This window comes from Tenacibaculum profundi (genome assembly GCF_057162725.1).
In genome coordinates, this window is record NZ_CM169894.1 from 3,643,504 (window position 1) to 3,658,963 (window position 15,460).

The window sequence follows — 15,460 nt, forward strand, 5'->3', positions numbered from 1 at the left end:
TCTAAGATTTTTCTAATAAGTCAAATATGTCTATTTGGTTTATATTTTGTTTTACTCTGACACCGGAAGCACAATTCAAAATGAATTTTCCTAACTTGGGATCAACCATGTTTCTTAATGCTTTACGCTTATTTTTAATTTTAGATTTACTAATATTGAAACCGTAGACTGTTGAATTTCCTGTAATTTTATCATGTCTACGTTCCTGTTTATCGACTTCATAATTACCTATAGGAAAATTGGACCAATATAAATGTCTGTGTAACTTCTTTGTTGCTGGTATCAATGGATCATAATAGGGTATTACATTTTCTATAACCCATTTAGTTCTTTTAGGTGCAAAATTTTGTAAAAGAATTATTTCTTGATATAAAGTCATTTCAGGATACAAGGCATTGTATTGACCTGAGTGAACTCCACACCGGCGAATGTCAGAATGAGTCGGACAAGGTGGAGAACTCCAAATAAAATCAAAGTCTTTATGGTAATCTAGGATAAACTTATGAGCATCAGTAACAATAACATTATCATTAGGAAAATAGTTACTATATACTTCTGCTGTTGCTACATCAAATTCTATTGCTGTAACTTCATGCTCAGTTCCCCACAATTTTCGATTTCCACCGATCCCTGCATATGCGTTTAGTATCTTCAAAATTTATTATTTTAGTTTATTCATAATTCTATTGTTTTAAAAATCGGTACAAAAAGCATTTGTGCGAAACCTCCCGATAAATGTTTACTTGTATTGCTTTCCACCCATCAAAGGGATCTTGTGTGCAATTTCTTTGATAGCTAGTTGCTATCGTAGTTCGTGATTAATATTTCGTTTTTAACCCAAAATCTATTTCATTTTTACTACTGTTATTCCTAATTTATCTGCTTTTGATTTTTCGATACCCATTAAATCATCTCCAAATCCCCAGGGCATTTCATCTTTGCTTTCGATATAATCATACTCTTTTGAATTAGAGTAATTTTTCATCCCTTCAAAATCGACGCTCCAAGCAATTGGGCAGGTAAAACTGAAACAAAGTCCAATAGTCTTGACTCCTATTTTAGTAAGTTCCATTCGTAAATCTGATTTTCTTGCTTTCTTCAAAAATTTTTTAGCTAATCTTCGATTGCATTTAATGTTCCTTTTTGTAAAGGATTGGGCAACCAATCGTATAGCTGTGTTGTTTTCAATTTCCGTTGTATAACCATCATTATCAACGGTAACCCAATCACTACAATCTGAATGAGAGCAAGCATAACCATTATTTGCGTTGGTGTTCGTATTAAAATAGCCACATCCATTGCAAACAGAATTCAAATCAGTTATAACACATTCCATATTCTACAGTTATTTAATTGGTTTAAATTTTGAAAGATGATCGTTCCAATTCTTTTTAGCTTCATCTTTAGATATTGGGTTATCGCTATCATCCAAATCAATCCATTGATTTTTTGGAAGTGATTCCAAAAGTTTTAAACGTTCTTCATCTTCCTTTCCTAGAATCGCTCCACTATCTTTAGCTGCTCTCAATATTCCAGCTTGAATACCTCCGTTATAAATTTGCTTTGCCATTTTTACTACTGATTAAATGTTAATTTTAGTTTGCTCATCAATTACGCTATCAACATACGATGTATTAAAATCATTTATGTCGAACTCTCCGTCTAATGCTCCTGAACTCAAATAAAAACCTCTAATAATTTCAATTATTAAATCTTCCACTATTTCTACAGATTTAATGTTTTTACTTTCCAAAAATTAATTGGCGGTCTTCCTGGTTCTTCACATCCGTACTCATAACAACTCGCACAAGTACTTTGACAATTTCCGCTTATAGATACTTTTTCAATCATACTTATATCTTTCATTTTTTTACAAAAAGAAATTACTCTTGATTTAGGAACTAAAAATTCCTTTGATAAAAATTCAGACAATGATTTGAATGTAAATTCAGTTATCTTATTCTTTTTCAAATATTTTAAGAACTCCTCAAATGTTTCCATAACTACAGTTAGTTTTTTATGTTTTTTGGATTCATTTTACATTTGTCTATGTGAGGATTCAAAGCCTTTTTAGATGTAAATGTTGTGTCGCAATGTGGACAAGTTCGTTCCTTTAAATCTTGTTCTATTATTGCTTTTTGTTGCTCTACTTCTGTTTTTTCTTGTTCTAATGTGCTAAGAGCTTGTTTTACGTTGTCAAGTTCTTGCTCTGTATTGTTTAGGGTTTGCTTCTTGTTGCTAACTTCTTGCTCTAAGTTGTTTAGAGTTTGTTTTGCTTCGTTAAATTCTTGCTTTCTTTTTGTTACAAATACATTAATTAAGTTGTAACCAACAAAAGCCATAAACACACTTAGAAATGATGTTGTTATTATATCTGTTCCTTGAGAGTTCAGAACATCAAATAGTAAGAATAAAGCAATGGCATCCATTAAGGCAATCAGGTAAGGTGTTTTCTTGTTATTCTCATTAACTGATACAATTAACAAGCCTACTGATAATGCTAATGCAGTAAATAAAGAAGTAGGTATTCTGATGTAGATGTTAGGGATTTTAGCGTTTAAAGCATCGCTAAATAGTACGGTAAGTTTAGCTGCATAGCCAATAATGTAAAAAATTACAGCAATTGAAACAGCTCTTAAGCTTGTCATTCTATCTTCTAATGACAAACTAAATGACGTATCGAAATAACCCTGTTCTTTTATTTTGTTTTTTGACATAGTTTTTTAGAATTTAATTTCTGAACCCTTTTTGATAGGCTTGTACTTTCCATCCTTCTTTCTTCGCCTTTTGGAATATATTCTCGTATCTTTTCATTGTCATAACCTTTGTCATCACTACTTCGACTTCAGTATTTGGAGGTAATTTGAATGATTTTGATTTAGCCACGTTAGAGGTTTATTTTTTATTGAAATTTTCCTTTGCAATTCTGACTCTCTCTTTAGCTTCGGATCTTTCTTTATTTCTTCTTAAAAAACTTTTTGCTTCTCGTATCGAGTTTCTGAAATCTGACTTTTCAGTATCTCTGGGAACATCTCTAAAAAAGTTCTTTGATTTAAAATGTTGGTTATCGCTGATTTGAGCAGCTGTGTTACATCTTTCATTGAAATATTCAATAAACCAATTAATTATAATATCGGGTCGAAGTCTGCCATAAAGCTTCCCGTAACCTCCAGCATAGGCTTTTTTGAATACGAAACTTAAATCGGCTATGTTAATATTTGAGAATTCAAATCGCTCCGATAAGATGTCTGCTGTATTTTCTATCTGAAATTCAGTTAAAGCCTTGTCTCTGTCGTTGCCATATATAAACTCATTTAGCCCAGCAATCCAAATAGAAATAGTTGACTTAACAAAGTTGATTCCTTTGTCTTTTTTTATCATTCCGAAAGTCTTCAAGTTATTTTCCTTGGCAAAAGTTAACACTCCTGAAATGCTATTAGTTCTGACTATTTTATTAACCACCATTGGAGCCAAATCCAGAGGTGTGTTTGCGGTAGAAATCTTCTGAATAGATTGTTCCTGTTGGCTCTGAATTATTAATTGATTTGATTTTTTTTGCATTTTTAATGAATTTTTCATTGAAAACAACGACATATGGAATGCCATCTGGATTGTTTTTTCTTAGTTTAGGAATGCTTAGAAAATTTGTTGCCCAGAACCTGTCTGCTCTCGTTTTGTTTACTATTTCTTCGATAAGTTTAAAAGGGATTCTATCAATTCTATTCAGCTTGTCTATGGTTTCTTTCCATTTAAAAATTACATCATCCTTTGGGTGAAGGTTTACAGGGAAATGGATTAGACAGTTTTTGTAACATTTTTCGACTTCGTTGCTAAATGATTTTTCTGTTAAGTTACCTGTGATTCTTTTTTTGATTTTTTCACTTTTAATTTCATCTACATCTACATCTACATCTTCTTCTACATCTTCTTCTTCTTCTACAAGCTTAAAGCAAGCTTGATTTAAGCTTGGTTGAAGCTTAAGGTTGTTTTTCTTTATACTCCTGAAAAGAGGTTTGTGGGGATTATAATTCTCCTTTAATTTTGAAAAATCACAATAGTTTATAACAATGTAATTTTTTAAAAGAACTTTCCCATTTGAAGCTTCAATTTCATTTGGTAGAGCTTTAGTCAAGCTTGAAGTATCGATTTCAAATCCATTCTCAAACTCGAAGAAATCTTCATCTATTTCCCAAACTCCAGATGGGTCGCAGTTATTCCAAAGCCAGTACCAAGTTAGTTTTAAGTTTGAATCAAGCTTGCGCCAAGTTTTGGGCAAGGTTGAAATATCAATAAATCGCTTTTTAGACATCTTTTTTACTATTAAATTTTAGTTCATTTCCAATTGCCTCCATTGGTTCTTTTGATCTAAAAGAGAACTTCTGCTTCCATTTTAGACGATTACATGCATCGATAGTAGAGAAGTATATGGCTGTATGTGTAGAGGGGGCTTTTTCGGTGTTTTCAAATGAGAAATTAAACCACCTTTTTGATAAAATAGAAGTATTCATCTGTTGTTGATTTTATTAAGTTTAGTTGCGCTCTTTAATAAGAGCGATTAATTTATCTACTATGTAACACACTTCTTAAGTGTTAAGATGTGTAAATACGTAGTTCTTACGGTTAATGATTTAGTTAATTGTTGCTCGTTAATATTCAGCATCTATGATTATTATTCTTTGTGCTAATAAGCTTAAAATGCTTTTAGGTGAGAGGGGAGGAGTTGGTCTATAAAGGCTTTCCTTTTAGATTAATTGTTCCTTATCAGCTACTATTTTCATAAATCATTGTTGTTTTAATTTTAAAATGGTAAATCATCATCGTCGTTACTTTTTATCTTATTTGGCATATTATCCAAAGGTGTTGGTCTTTCAGTTTTTTCAAGGAATATCACTTTATTTATATGAACTTCGGTAATATATTTTTTGGGTTCTCCATAGCTTCTGTGTCTTGGTTCGCCTTCTAGATAAACTTTACTTCCTTTTTTTAGGTATTGATGAGTTAAATCGGAATATCTACCTGAAGCAACTATATTATGCCATTGTGTGTCCGATTTCATTTCGTTAGTTAGCTTATCCCTCCATTTTTTGGTGGTGGCAACAGAAAACTTTGTTATTGAGCCTCCGTTTTCAAATGATATTTTTTCTGGGTCATTTCCTAGATGACCAATAATTTTGTGTTCGTTTAGCATAATTTTTATTTTTTGTAAAACCCTTGAAATCTCACTAAATCTGTGTACTCTGGTGAGTTAATTAAGCCATCGCCCTTACCTGTTAAAGTTTCAGCTCCTGGTTCTCCTAGAACTACTTTTGAATCTATTTCTTTAGGTACTCTGAAGCATATTTGAACAGGGAAGTTCACCTTGGTATCACCTGATATTACTTTTACGGATGCTCTTTGTGTAGCGGCTACAATTCTGAGCCCTGTAGACCTACCTTTTTGTGATAAAATTTTTAAGTTTTCTTCAAGAGATTTTTTGGTGTCTACATGTATTTTTTTTGTTTTTTCTCGACCATCTTTGTAATTACCGATAACTTGATGTTCGTAAACTTTCAGATCATTCCCTTTACTAGATGATGATAGGGCATCGGCAAATTCATCGAATATTATTAAGCGTAATTTTTGCTTGTGATTTTTAACATATCTATTCATTTCTTCCACTAATAGTTCCATCATGGACTCTATATCGTCAATGTCGCTATAAACATTTATGTTAGGGTTTTCATTGTATCTTCCAAACTCGTATTTGGGATCAAAAATTACGATGTCCTCAATTCCTGAAGCAATAGCATATTCTAACGTACTTTCGAGCATTTTTGATTTACCCGATCCTGTTGCCCCACCAATGATTGCATGAGGTGTAGATTGGTTTTCTAAATCCCAAAAAACCACATCACCGAAATTATTTATGCCAATTGGAATCTTTTTACCATGAAGGTGTTTTAAATCGAAATTCAGTATTTCTTTTCTCTTCTTTGGGGCTTCAATGGCCAAAAACGATTGTTCGTTATGAATAATAAGCTCTTTTTTTATAATTATGCTTGGAACATTCAGAGCGTGCGCTAGATCTAACTTGTATTTGTAAATACTTCCTAAGTTTGTTCCGGATGAAGCTTCTAGTAAATAGGTATCACTTGAATATCCTTCTAAAACGGTATTTACCTTAACTAAAACATTCAAGGTTCTCAAAACGTGTTCTATCTTTTCCTCATTCTTCATGTCTTTATCATTTAAATTGAATTGTATAAATTCTGATGCGTTCTTTTTGAATTTTTTTATAGCTATGGGGGAGATATTTGCTATTGATGAATCCCTGATTTTTTTAAGCCTTTTTTCGATAAGCTCTTTCTTAGATTCAGGAATATTGAAATCATCTACTTCTGCTATCATTGTTCTGGACCAGAAAGCATTTAACTCAGCTTTATCTACTAGGTTGTCGCTATCATTAAGTAAATAGACATAATTAGGATCTGAAACTGCCTCAATCATTCTTTTTAAAGGCTCGTATAACAAAGCTTCGTAGACAGCCCTATTATCTTTATTTAGCTCTATGTTAAAGCATGTAAGTTGATTGCTTCCATTTCTATTTTTACTGTATTTGTTTTCAATAAACCAAACTTCATCTACCTTTTGCTTGGTTTTTGCTTCAATTGATTTTACATAGGTAATGGCTTGTTTTCCTATGCTTAAAGTAATTTCCTTTTGATCAGAGAAAGATTTTTTAGACTTATGATCTATGATAATAATTTTATTATCTTTTTTTACTATCAAATCAATTTTTGAATGACAAGGTATAGGGATGTCCACACCGTTTATAGTCAAGAGTTCTTTGTTGTATATTTCTACAAAAAGTATTTCATCAAAGTCATAGACATGTTTTTCAGAATAGAAATTTGTAATAAGTGAGGTAACTGTTTTATTTGCTGAAAGAACACAAGCTTCAATGTTTGGTGTTGATTTTTGAATCTTCCACTCATTAGAAGGTACTTCTTTTATATACTTAAAGGCAACTTCTTGTATGTCTACAATATCTTTTTCTACTCCCTCTTTTTTGTTAGAGAAATAGTATTCTAAAGCTTCATGATATGCGCTACCTGCTATAGTAGTACTTGATTTTTTGAACGCTTCATTGTAGATGTATTGCTTTTCAAATGCTTTTTCATTTCTTGAAAAAGTATTGACTTTTGAATAGCTCCAGCTCTCTATCAAATAATTACTAAATAGCTCTTCGTATTGATCAGTACTTAACCCTTTGTATTGATGTATTCTTTCTGGTTCTATCATGGTAATTCAGGTTTAGTTCCTTTCTTTTTTAAAGCTTCTTTTTTTTCTTCAAGAGTTAAAGTGTTGTTTGGTATAGCAATACCATTTTTTATATTGAATTCGTATTCGGATTGTATTCCGCTAATACCGAATGCTTTTTTTAGGGCATGGGCTTCCGCAACTTTCTTAATCATTTCGGCTGGATGACTTTTCCAAGTGTTATAACCTTTGTTGTATGTATCGAAATCGGCAAATTCAATTGTTGGTTCACCATCCTTTCTAAATACAATACAATAGCCTCCAATGACGTTGCCTCTTTCTTTTAAAGGTTTGGTTATATCGTGTTTAATATGCCCATTAGGAATATCAATTTTCCAGTCATCATGTTCTCTAATTTCACCACTTCTTATTCCATTAAATAATGGGTTTTTTTGTGCTTTAGAAAGGAATCCGTCTCTACCAGCGAAAATTAGTAAGTTGCCTTTTTTGTCTTTATAGCACCATACTTCTTTGTTAAATGGATTTAGCTCCATTGTTTTACAAACATTGATAAAGTAGGCCAGTTCTACCTTAGAGGTGTCTTTGGCTACACTTTTTTGAATTACGGCAATTTCTGATGGTGAATACCCGAAAGTTTTAGCGATACTTTCATGTGACTCATTTGCCTCAATAAGTGTAAATTCCTTTTTTTCTCCCATTATGCTAAAGCTTGTTCGGTTGTTTTTAAGAAATTAATACATGTTTCACCGTTGTTCTTTGTAGTAAACCACATTGTTTTGTTTATGTGATTAATAAATAAACAGTTGCTTTCTGAGAAGGATTTGTGACTGTTGTTAAGCTCATGATACCCATCTTTTTCTAACTTTTCATAACTAGACCAAGGATCAGAAGTTTTCAATTCAAATTCATTTTTTAATCCTCTTTCAGAAAGGAGTGATTTCAGAATGGTCAATCTTCCACCGTTGTCTATTGTGGTTAAACACATTCTTTTACTATTATGATCAACAAAAAGAGAATTACATTCTGCTTTTGAATGTGTTGGGTTGAGTTCTTGGTAGTTGTTGTCTTCTGATTTTAAGTGTTTAAGCTTTTTTAGGTGATCAGTATATATTAATTCAAAGTTCTTCATCTTTTTAATATTTTATCTAAGCAGTGTTTTATTAAAATCTATTATTTATGTATTCTTGATAAGCTTCTGCGGTAATTCTTTTTTGCCTTCCAGGTCCGAAAGCTTTTAAATACCCTTTTTCTATATGTTTGTGTATCGTTTGAGTTGATAGCTTTGTGTTTTTGGCTATTTCTTGTGGAGTATATACGGTTGCTAGGATTTCAGCCTTTTTGATTTCAATGGCTTTTTCAGTTATTTTTTTAATAAAATTTTTTTTGGATGTCCTAATAAGTTCTTGAGCAATTTGTTCGTAAAATTTGCCTGTCATGGGTAGTTTAATGTCTATAGAGTTATCATTTTGTCCTGTTGGATTTTCCATATGTATATGTTTTTGATTTGAAAAAGGAGAAAAGGTGTAGATGACCTATTTTGAGTGAAATTAGAATCCTTTTACCATTCTACTTTATTCTCCTTTTTGTTGTTTAACAAACTTTAGTTTATCTTCTATTTTAAATTTTATTATCATCTTTTTAAATAAAGAGGGGAGGTCTTCCCCTCTTTTCTACAACAAAACAAAAATCATGACCGTTCTGAACTTATACAGAATTATCAAATTTTATTAGTTTAATGGAGGTAATCCACTGTGCTGTTTAAAAGAAGGTTTGTTTAAAACGGGAACCTTCAAAGTGTTAATTTTATATATGAAAGGTTTATAAACTGTGGGGTTTAGATTTTTACCGTTTGATTTTGAAACCATTTTAATTTCATCATAGTGTTTTTTCAATAAAATTTTAATATTGCTTAGTAAGGTTTTACTCTTTTTTTTAAAAATGTTTTTACTAGAATCAAAAATCATTCTTCTTGTAATAATTACTTTATAAATGGCTTTAATGTTCATTTTTTCATATTTTTGTTATTGTTGTGTAGCAAATATAGTACACTTTACGTCACTTTGCAACACAAAGGTTAACTTTTTTGATGTATTTATGAATAAAATTGATGAGACTTATAAAAAAGCACTTAAATACCTTATTGATAATGAGGTTACTGCTTATGAGATTCATAAATTTTCAGGTCAAAGTCAAACTGGATTGAGAAAAGTTTTCGAAGGGACTGTAGAAAACCCAAGAAGAAAAACAAAAGAAATAATTATTGAATTTTATAACAATCTAATAGAGACAAATAGTAATGTTCATAAAATAAATTCAGATTATACAAAAGGTCTGGAAAACTTCACAATTCACCAGATTGCAACGTATGTTATAGATAATGCTGATAAATTTGATAAAGAAGAGATGATGAAAGTGTTATATGAAAAATCAATTTTAGAAGAAGCAAACAAGCTTTTAGAAGCTAAATTAAAAGAAACCTAATATCACTACTTATTGTTTAGTTTTTGAATGTTGTTTAAAAGTTTGTTTTCGAGTCTTTCTTTTTCGTTTTGAAGCTTTTCAATATTAAGTTCATTTATACTTTTAATAAAGAAATCTTTATTCATTTCTTTTATTAATCCTTTTTTCTTGAGATTTCTATAAATATTATATCTTCTTATAATCTTATCCATTCTCGATAACATGTTCTAATGTGTTTAATAAATCATTATCAAAGTTTTCGCTAATGCTTGCTACACTTTTGCCATTTTTTAATGCTTCATCATACATTTCTGCATGAAGAGCTTTTGAAGCAATTTCCGGATAGTGTTTATTTCTAGCTCTATAAATAAAATCAACAAGTATTTGTACCGATAGTTTTTTACTTGCAAATAGCTTTATGGTTTTAAAAATTATAAAAAAGACAATAAGACTGAAAGTTAAAAACATAAAAAGATATAACAGGTTGTTTTCATTAATTATTGAGTTGAAGAAAACCCAAAATAGCCAAAAAAGAGATATACTTCCTGTGCAATATGATGCTATACTTGCAATTTTTCTAAGCATTATATCTTTATTATGATTTGAAAAAATAGAAAGAATAGATGTGAACACTAAAAGACAGATTAGAGACAGCATAAATGTAAATTGTCTTTTTGATTGAAAATTGAAATAAGAGTGTTTTTCTAATATTTCTCTCTTTCTGTTGTAGTATTCTTTTTCTTTCTGCTCGCTCTTTTTGATTGATTTGTCAAATTGAGAAGAAAATTTATTAATTGATATTTCGTTAGAAATCAATTTTTCTTTTAACTTGATTAAAGAGTTTATTCTAGCGTTTTTTATTTCAGGAATAAATGTTTTTCGATGCTCTGCTAACTCTCTAGGAACCTTTTCTTGGAAATAATGAAAAAAGGTTCCTGAAATTGATAATAGTGTAAAAATTATTAAAAAAGATATTTTAACCTTCTTCGCTACCTGACATATCATCTCCTGGTTCTCCTGTTTCAGAGGGAGAGATAAATATTTTTTGAACTTTTTTGTTGTTTTCATTTATTTTTTCTAGTTCTTCAAGGGTTTGGTCATTTGTACATGAGCTTATAGACATTGCGCTAATAAGCAATAAAGTAATAGCTGTTGTTTTTTTCATTTTACTCAATGATTTTAAATTTAAAGCAAGGTAAAATGAATAATTTTATAGAGGCTTGATATTGCTATATACTCTCTTAAATAGAAAATATTTTATTATTAGGGTGATGATTTTTTTTAGAATGTAGAAGGGGGGATTGATTGTTCATTTTTACGGGGTTTAGTATGTTTATTTTTTCAATAGATTGTCAATATATTTTACCATTTCCTCTCTTTTTGAAGGATCAGCGTTTTTAATAGCGGTTTCTGCTAGGTCTATGAAAGCTTTATTTCTTATTTCGTTATACTCTTTTCTGTCTTTAAAAAGATAGTATGAAGCAAAAGTTACTAAGCAACATACAATTATAGCCATAGAAAAGTATTCTAATTTTGACAAGTCTTGAAACTTTTGAAAAATCCAAAAATATGAGAATATAGTTGACAATAGAAAAACAAAAGCCATGAATGCTTTACCTAATAATCTATAAATAGGTTCCTCTTTGTGTTTCTTTAAAAAAGTTATCAGAACCCATAGAGAGAAAATAAAAGAACATGTAGTACTTCCAAAACGTTCAACAAAAAAATGGAATGACTTGAAGCCGTTAACCGATTCCTTAGTTTTTATTTTATTGAAATTATTTTTTGATTCCCGATATTTATTATTAATCTTTTCATAAGCAATAAAAGAGTTTAGTTGTTTTTCTTTAGCTTCTTTCTTTACTTTTTTTAAAGCTTTTGTATTTTCATTTTGTAACTTTTTAGCTTCTTTTAGGGCAATAATATAGCTATCGCTGTATTCATTAGTGAATTCATACGCATATTTAAGAGAAGCCAAAAGAATACTAAGTATTACGGTTTTGACAAAAAAAAGCAGGTTTTTATTCTTCTTCCAGTTCTGGTGTGTTTCCGTTGCTGTTTGGTGTAGTGGAATCTTGTTTTTGAATTCCATATGCTGCTTCGATGAGTCCATTTTGTTCTTCTGTTTGGTCTGTACAAGATGTAAATACTAAACAAATACCAAATACTAATAATGCTAATTTTTTCATTTTATCGATTAAAAAAGTTAATCGATAAAGATAATTATTTAGCAGATTTTACTAAACTTTATCAGTTTGTGATATCTAGGTATTTAGCTATTCCTGCATTGTTAAGTATGTTCAATTTTTTCCTTATTCTCTCCGTATATGTTCTAAAAGTGCTTTGACTTTTAATATCTAATTTTTGTTGAATTTCTTTAGGGTTTAGTCTTTTTGAAAAAAGATCTACAATATCTTTTTCCTTTTTTGAAAGCGTCTCAAAACACTCTATCTTTTCCTTTATTTCACAGACGAGAGGTCTTATTTGATGTGAAAAAATTTCTTTGTTATGATAGACGCTTCTAACTGCTGTTGCTAGACATATATCGATATCCTCTTTTAATATGTAGCCTTTGACTCCATATCTGATACTGTCTAAAATAAATTTTTCTCCATTAAATGCAGAAATAACAATAGTCTTAACATTAATGTTTTGGTTTTTTATAAATTTCAGTACTCCAAAACCATCTACAAGGGGAAGTGATATGTCTAATAATAGAACGTCTATTTCTTTTTTTATTAGGGCTTCAATAGTTTGTTTTCCGTTTAGAGAGTAACTACTTACTTTCATATTGGATTGTTGTAATAAGCTATCTACACCACTAATAAATAGTTTATGATCATCAGCAACATGTATTTTCATTCTTTTACTTTTTTAAGCTTCACAAAAATATATTTCTGAAAATAATTTTTTGTAGACGTTTCCCTGAGAATTCAGTTAAATTTTTGCCATTTTAATATTTATGTTTGTAATTTTTACAAGTTGCGATTATATATTTTCATTAATATCTCGTTTGTTTTTTTTTGTTCTTCAAGAAGTTGTAAAGTTAACTTAGGTAAATCGTTCAAAGTGTAGTTTGTTTTATCGCCCTGAAGTTCTATTGATGTATTTTGTTTCAGAATAGTTCCTTCTCCTTTTCTGAGAAATAATTTATCTACTAAAGGGTATCTATCTGTTATCTTAGCTATTAATTTTTCAGATATATTTTTTCCTTTTTCACCTCTTAAAATATTAGAAATTGCAGACCCATTAGCATAACCGAGTTCTCTTGAAAAGTGACTTGCATTAGTTATACCTAATTCATCCATAACTTCTTTTAAAATTTCTGAGTCAGACTTTGTTTTCATTGTATTGGTTTTTTATAAAATATATTTTGGGTTTTTGCTTTTAAACGAAAAGCTTTTTCCAATTGCGAAATTACTAATTTATACTTTTTATTCAAAATAAATACTTTTTTAATTCTTATGAGTGTTATAAACATTTTTAACTTCCTTTCAGAAAGATTTTTCAGGTAAAATGCCTGCGATTTTTTTTGATTTTTTCTATTTTTAATTTCATCTTCATCTTCATCTTCATCTTCATCTTCATCTTCATTTACATTTACTATATTGTTAACGATTGGTTCAACCATTGGTTGAACGAGTTTATGAATTCTTTTATTTTTTAGAACCATGTTCATTATATGTTTCGTCCCAATAATTTTTTAGTTTTGAGGCATATTTTGTTGGTCTAGTTTTAACATAATGATGCATTATTTCCTTGTTTTTCCAGCCTCCAATCTTCATTATTATTTCTTCGTCAATCTCTCCGAAATGATTCGTAGCAAATGATCTTCGTCCTATATGGGATGTTACCAATTTATATTTTTCGTAAGTACCTCTTATTTTTCGCTTTTTTTCATTGTCAAAAACAGATCCTTCGGTCAATTCATTAATTCCGCATAGTTTGCATACCTCTTTGATCCTTTTGTTAAAAAGGCTGTCTCTAACTTTGTCGGGGAGTTTTCCATCTCGTTTTTTTAGAATATATTTCACAACAGGGTGTAAAGGAATAACAACTTCCGCACCCGTTTTTGTTGTTTCTAAAAAAATATGACCATCTTTAGATATATTTTCTTCTGATAGTTTGTTGTTGAAATCTGAAATTCTTAGAGCAGTCCAACAAGCTATTAAAAGATTGTCTCTAGCATCGTCGAGTTTTTTATCTTTTATTTCGATTTTAAATATTTTTTGAAGTTCTTCAATATTTAAAAAAGGATAAAGAATTTCCTTCTCTTTAGGAATGAAAATTCTCCTTTGATAGCTTGTGTCGACTTCTAAATTATCTTCTACCGCTCTGCTTAGAAAAAAACGAAGTCTACTCTTCTTTATATTCACAGTACTATTAGAATGTCCCTTGTTTTTCAAATACTGAATATACTTTTTCAATGTATCATGACCACAATCTTTTAATAAAAGCTTTTTACTGTTGAGATATTCACTTTCAATAAAATTTGATAATGAATTAATAGAATTTTTATATCCATGTATTGTGTTTTTGCTAAAGGAAGTTTTGCCAGATGAGGAAGCCCAGTCATCAACTTTTTCTTCAATCCACCATTTGCAATAGTCTATTAGATAAATTTGTCTGTTTGGGATTTTTTCTTTTAAATCTTCAGTTGGTCTTTTAAAGAATTTTTTTATTGAATTTTCTAACCATAGTTTGTCAATTAAAACACCATTAGAATATGATTCATTAAAGTCATCGATTATATGTTGTTTCAGAAAACTGAGTTTTCTGTTTATATCGTTTCTGTTTTTTACCTCTAATGTGTTTTTAATTTTTTGTTGTTTTGCGTTCCAAAATTTTGGGTTGATGAAAATATTAGTTCTAGCTCTAAATTGATATTCTCTTGTGTGAATAAAACGACAATATATGTTTGATGGGGTGCTTTTTCCAAGCAGGTTAAAATTTACAGTTGCCATGTTTTTATAGTATTTTGTTGACGACTTAATGACGACGGGTAGTATTTATTAATATTTGTAATATTCTTTTTTGATTCTTTTTTAATTCCAAATATATAAAAAACTATTATTTAACCAATAATAAGTGTTTAAAAAGTATAATTATTACTTCGATAATAAATAGTAAATCCGAACCTTTGAGCGCTGTAAAGGTAGCCAACGTCAATACACGGTTCTTGTAAGTGTTGAATTCAAAAAGGCTAGTGGCAAGCAAAGCCTCACAAAGTACAGTATAAAAAATAAGTACGGTATTTAAATATGAAAGTTGTCGAATCTTTAAAAAAGAAAACTACATTTTTATAGAGCTCATTTTATAAATGCTTTACTCTTATTGAGTTAATAAAGGTCTCACTAAATTTTTTTCAGGAGATTTGTATTTAAAAGGATAAGCTATCAGAGGGGCTAATAGATACAAATTTATATCTTAAAAGTTTCATCTGATAGCTATTAACAACTTATGCATTTCAAATTTATATATTGAGAGGTAAATAAAGTCAGATGTAGTATTACTGAAGTATTTATTTATAGGTTTAATTTAATATATTGTAATAGGAAATTTCTATTGATTATTAATATTTATAAAATTGTAATCGAAACTTGGTTAGAAATTAGGTAGCAATAATACTAATAAGTAAGCATTAAGGTTGTCACTTGAGTTAGTTAATTAAAGAATAATTTTATGTTAATTGTCGTGTAATAAAAGTGAATTTATTTATGCTAAAAAATAGAAAATAGAA

At 29.7% G+C, this 15,460-nt stretch carries 25 protein-coding genes; 1 reads left to right on the forward strand and 24 read right to left on the reverse strand.

The window, feature by feature from the left end:
* Window position 1 precedes the first annotated feature (1 nt).
* The 16 genes from AC2GW8_RS14875 to AC2GW8_RS14950 form a co-directional block, all read right to left on the reverse strand.
* Window positions 2-655 carry a DNA cytosine methyltransferase gene (locus AC2GW8_RS14875; protein WP_440880667.1) on the reverse strand — a complete coding sequence of 218 codons (654 nt, stop codon included), beginning with the start codon at window positions 653-655 and terminating at the stop codon, window positions 2-4.
* Window positions 656-844: 189 nt separating this feature from the next.
* Window positions 845-1,336 (reverse strand): hypothetical protein, encoded by a 492-nt coding sequence (locus tag AC2GW8_RS14880; RefSeq protein ID WP_440880668.1) that lies wholly within the window; start codon window positions 1,334-1,336, stop codon window positions 845-847.
* 9 nt (window positions 1,337-1,345) lie between these two features.
* Window positions 1,346-1,570 carry a hypothetical protein gene (locus AC2GW8_RS14885; protein ID WP_440880669.1) on the reverse strand — a complete coding sequence of 75 codons (225 nt, stop codon included), beginning with the start codon at window positions 1,568-1,570 and terminating at the stop codon, window positions 1,346-1,348.
* A gap of 12 nt (window positions 1,571-1,582) precedes the next feature.
* A complete protein-coding gene (locus tag AC2GW8_RS14890; RefSeq protein WP_440880670.1) occupies window positions 1,583-1,720 on the reverse strand; it encodes a hypothetical protein in 138 nt (45 codons plus the stop codon).
* Window positions 1,721-1,725: 5 nt separating this feature from the next.
* Window positions 1,726-2,001 carry a hypothetical protein gene (locus AC2GW8_RS14895; protein ID WP_440880671.1) on the reverse strand — a complete coding sequence of 92 codons (276 nt, stop codon included), beginning with the start codon at window positions 1,999-2,001 and terminating at the stop codon, window positions 1,726-1,728.
* An 8-nt stretch (window positions 2,002-2,009) separates the two neighbouring features.
* Complete coding sequence (locus AC2GW8_RS14900) at window positions 2,010-2,717, reverse strand: hypothetical protein (protein WP_440880672.1); 708 nt, start codon at window positions 2,715-2,717, stop codon at window positions 2,010-2,012.
* A 13-nt stretch (window positions 2,718-2,730) separates the two neighbouring features.
* Window positions 2,731-2,886: a hypothetical protein gene (locus AC2GW8_RS14905; protein ID WP_440880673.1), complete on the reverse strand. Its 156-nt coding sequence runs from the start codon at window positions 2,884-2,886 to the stop codon at window positions 2,731-2,733.
* Window positions 2,887-2,895: 9 nt separating this feature from the next.
* Complete coding sequence (locus tag AC2GW8_RS14910; protein WP_440880674.1) at window positions 2,896-3,465, reverse strand: hypothetical protein; 570 nt, start codon at window positions 3,463-3,465, stop codon at window positions 2,896-2,898.
* Entirely contained in the window at window positions 3,455-4,309 is an 855-nt protein-coding gene (locus AC2GW8_RS14915; protein ID WP_440880675.1) for a phage replication protein O, read from the reverse strand. The genes AC2GW8_RS14910 and AC2GW8_RS14915 overlap by 11 nt, the downstream gene beginning before the upstream one ends.
* Window positions 4,302-4,508 carry a hypothetical protein gene (locus tag AC2GW8_RS14920; protein ID WP_440880676.1) on the reverse strand — a complete coding sequence of 69 codons (207 nt, stop codon included), beginning with the start codon at window positions 4,506-4,508 and terminating at the stop codon, window positions 4,302-4,304. The genes AC2GW8_RS14915 and AC2GW8_RS14920 overlap by 8 nt, the downstream gene beginning before the upstream one ends.
* A gap of 290 nt (window positions 4,509-4,798) precedes the next feature.
* Window positions 4,799-5,188 carry a single-stranded DNA-binding protein gene (locus AC2GW8_RS14925; protein WP_440880677.1) on the reverse strand — a complete coding sequence of 130 codons (390 nt, stop codon included), beginning with the start codon at window positions 5,186-5,188 and terminating at the stop codon, window positions 4,799-4,801.
* 5 nt (window positions 5,189-5,193) lie between these two features.
* Window positions 5,194-7,281: a DNA translocase FtsK gene (locus AC2GW8_RS14930; RefSeq protein WP_440880678.1), complete on the reverse strand. Its 2,088-nt coding sequence runs from the start codon at window positions 7,279-7,281 to the stop codon at window positions 5,194-5,196.
* The gene (locus AC2GW8_RS14935; RefSeq protein ID WP_440880679.1) at window positions 7,278-7,958 is read right to left on the reverse strand and encodes a RecT family recombinase; all 681 of its coding nucleotides are present in this window, start codon (window positions 7,956-7,958) and stop codon (window positions 7,278-7,280) included. Before AC2GW8_RS14935 ends, AC2GW8_RS14930 begins: the two co-directional genes overlap by 4 nt.
* Window positions 7,958-8,389, reverse strand: coding sequence for a hypothetical protein (locus AC2GW8_RS14940; protein WP_440880680.1), 432 nt, complete (start codon window positions 8,387-8,389; stop codon window positions 7,958-7,960). Before AC2GW8_RS14940 ends, AC2GW8_RS14935 begins: the two co-directional genes overlap by 1 nt.
* A 31-nt stretch (window positions 8,390-8,420) precedes the next feature.
* Entirely contained in the window at window positions 8,421-8,747 is a 327-nt protein-coding gene (locus tag AC2GW8_RS14945) for a helix-turn-helix domain-containing protein (protein ID WP_440880681.1), read from the reverse strand.
* Window positions 8,748-8,987: 240 nt separating this feature from the next.
* On the reverse strand, window positions 8,988-9,266 hold the full coding sequence (locus AC2GW8_RS14950) for a hypothetical protein (RefSeq protein WP_440880682.1): 279 nt from the start codon (window positions 9,264-9,266) through the stop codon (window positions 8,988-8,990).
* 88 nt (window positions 9,267-9,354) lie between these two features.
* On the opposite strand from AC2GW8_RS14950, the gene AC2GW8_RS14955 reads away from it, so the two are divergent.
* Window positions 9,355-9,741, forward strand: coding sequence for a hypothetical protein (locus AC2GW8_RS14955; RefSeq protein ID WP_440880683.1), 387 nt, complete (start codon window positions 9,355-9,357; stop codon window positions 9,739-9,741).
* A 5-nt stretch (window positions 9,742-9,746) separates the two neighbouring features.
* Here the strand turns inward: AC2GW8_RS14955 and AC2GW8_RS14960 are convergent, their stop codons facing one another.
* From AC2GW8_RS14960 to AC2GW8_RS14995, 8 genes are all read right to left on the reverse strand, one after another.
* Window positions 9,747-9,932: a hypothetical protein gene (locus AC2GW8_RS14960; RefSeq protein WP_440880684.1), complete on the reverse strand. Its 186-nt coding sequence runs from the start codon at window positions 9,930-9,932 to the stop codon at window positions 9,747-9,749.
* A complete protein-coding gene (locus tag AC2GW8_RS14965; RefSeq protein ID WP_440880685.1) occupies window positions 9,925-10,725 on the reverse strand; it encodes a hypothetical protein in 801 nt (266 codons plus the stop codon). Before AC2GW8_RS14965 ends, AC2GW8_RS14960 begins: the two co-directional genes overlap by 8 nt.
* A complete protein-coding gene (locus AC2GW8_RS14970; RefSeq protein WP_440880686.1) occupies window positions 10,697-10,885 on the reverse strand; it encodes a hypothetical protein in 189 nt (62 codons plus the stop codon). Before AC2GW8_RS14970 ends, AC2GW8_RS14965 begins: the two co-directional genes overlap by 29 nt.
* 168 nt (window positions 10,886-11,053) lie before the next feature.
* Entirely contained in the window at window positions 11,054-11,833 is a 780-nt protein-coding gene (locus AC2GW8_RS14975; RefSeq protein WP_440880687.1) for a hypothetical protein, read from the reverse strand.
* Between the two features lie 137 nt (window positions 11,834-11,970).
* The gene (locus tag AC2GW8_RS14980) at window positions 11,971-12,582 is read right to left on the reverse strand and encodes a response regulator (RefSeq protein WP_440880688.1); all 612 of its coding nucleotides are present in this window, start codon (window positions 12,580-12,582) and stop codon (window positions 11,971-11,973) included.
* 113 nt (window positions 12,583-12,695) lie between these two features.
* A complete protein-coding gene (locus AC2GW8_RS14985; protein WP_440880689.1) occupies window positions 12,696-13,067 on the reverse strand; it encodes a hypothetical protein in 372 nt (123 codons plus the stop codon).
* Window positions 13,064-13,393, reverse strand: a complete 330-nt coding sequence (locus tag AC2GW8_RS14990) for a hypothetical protein (RefSeq protein WP_440880690.1) — start codon at window positions 13,391-13,393, stop codon at window positions 13,064-13,066. The genes AC2GW8_RS14985 and AC2GW8_RS14990 overlap by 4 nt, the downstream gene beginning before the upstream one ends.
* On the reverse strand, window positions 13,377-14,684 hold the full coding sequence (locus tag AC2GW8_RS14995; RefSeq protein WP_440880691.1) for a tyrosine-type recombinase/integrase: 1,308 nt from the start codon (window positions 14,682-14,684) through the stop codon (window positions 13,377-13,379). Before AC2GW8_RS14995 ends, AC2GW8_RS14990 begins: the two co-directional genes overlap by 17 nt.
* Window positions 14,685-15,460 lie beyond the last annotated feature (776 nt).

Coding starts and splice junctions, on each gene's coding strand:
- AC2GW8_RS14995 (WP_440880691.1), bottom strand. CDS start 14,684: ATGGCAACTGTAAATTTTAACCTGCTTGGAAAAAGCACCCCATCAAAC.
- AC2GW8_RS14880 (WP_440880668.1), bottom strand. CDS start 1,336: ATGGAATGTGTTATAACTGATTTGAATTCTGTTTGCAATGGATGTGGC.
- AC2GW8_RS14965 (WP_440880685.1), bottom strand. CDS start 10,725: ATGATATGTCAGGTAGCGAAGAAGGTTAAAATATCTTTTTTAATAATT.
- AC2GW8_RS14915 (WP_440880675.1), bottom strand. CDS start 4,309: ATGTCTAAAAAGCGATTTATTGATATTTCAACCTTGCCCAAAACTTGG.
- AC2GW8_RS14970 (WP_440880686.1), bottom strand. CDS start 10,885: ATGAAAAAAACAACAGCTATTACTTTATTGCTTATTAGCGCAATGTCT.
- AC2GW8_RS14900 (WP_440880672.1), bottom strand. CDS start 2,717: ATGTCAAAAAACAAAATAAAAGAACAGGGTTATTTCGATACGTCATTT.
- AC2GW8_RS14920 (WP_440880676.1), bottom strand. CDS start 4,508: ATGAATACTTCTATTTTATCAAAAAGGTGGTTTAATTTCTCATTTGAA.
- AC2GW8_RS14975 (WP_440880687.1), bottom strand. CDS start 11,833: ATGGACTCATCGAAGCAGCATATGGAATTCAAAAACAAGATTCCACTA.
- AC2GW8_RS14925 (WP_440880677.1), bottom strand. CDS start 5,188: ATGCTAAACGAACACAAAATTATTGGTCATCTAGGAAATGACCCAGAA.
- AC2GW8_RS14910 (WP_440880674.1), bottom strand. CDS start 3,465: ATGGTGGTTAATAAAATAGTCAGAACTAATAGCATTTCAGGAGTGTTA.
- AC2GW8_RS14885 (WP_440880669.1), bottom strand. CDS start 1,570: ATGGCAAAGCAAATTTATAACGGAGGTATTCAAGCTGGAATATTGAGA.
- AC2GW8_RS14980 (WP_440880688.1), bottom strand. CDS start 12,582: ATGAAAATACATGTTGCTGATGATCATAAACTATTTATTAGTGGTGTA.
- AC2GW8_RS14895 (WP_440880671.1), bottom strand. CDS start 2,001: ATGGAAACATTTGAGGAGTTCTTAAAATATTTGAAAAAGAATAAGATA.
- AC2GW8_RS14990 (WP_440880690.1), bottom strand. CDS start 13,393: ATGGTTCTAAAAAATAAAAGAATTCATAAACTCGTTCAACCAATGGTT.
- AC2GW8_RS14955 (WP_440880683.1), top strand. CDS start 9,355: ATGAATAAAATTGATGAGACTTATAAAAAAGCACTTAAATACCTTATT.
- AC2GW8_RS14930 (WP_440880678.1), bottom strand. CDS start 7,281: ATGATAGAACCAGAAAGAATACATCAATACAAAGGGTTAAGTACTGAT.
- AC2GW8_RS14935 (WP_440880679.1), bottom strand. CDS start 7,958: ATGGGAGAAAAAAAGGAATTTACACTTATTGAGGCAAATGAGTCACAT.
- AC2GW8_RS14950 (WP_440880682.1), bottom strand. CDS start 9,266: ATGAACATTAAAGCCATTTATAAAGTAATTATTACAAGAAGAATGATT.
- AC2GW8_RS14960 (WP_440880684.1), bottom strand. CDS start 9,932: ATGGATAAGATTATAAGAAGATATAATATTTATAGAAATCTCAAGAAA.
- AC2GW8_RS14985 (WP_440880689.1), bottom strand. CDS start 13,067: ATGAAAACAAAGTCTGACTCAGAAATTTTAAAAGAAGTTATGGATGAA.
- AC2GW8_RS14945 (WP_440880681.1), bottom strand. CDS start 8,747: ATGGAAAATCCAACAGGACAAAATGATAACTCTATAGACATTAAACTA.
- AC2GW8_RS14940 (WP_440880680.1), bottom strand. CDS start 8,389: ATGAAGAACTTTGAATTAATATATACTGATCACCTAAAAAAGCTTAAA.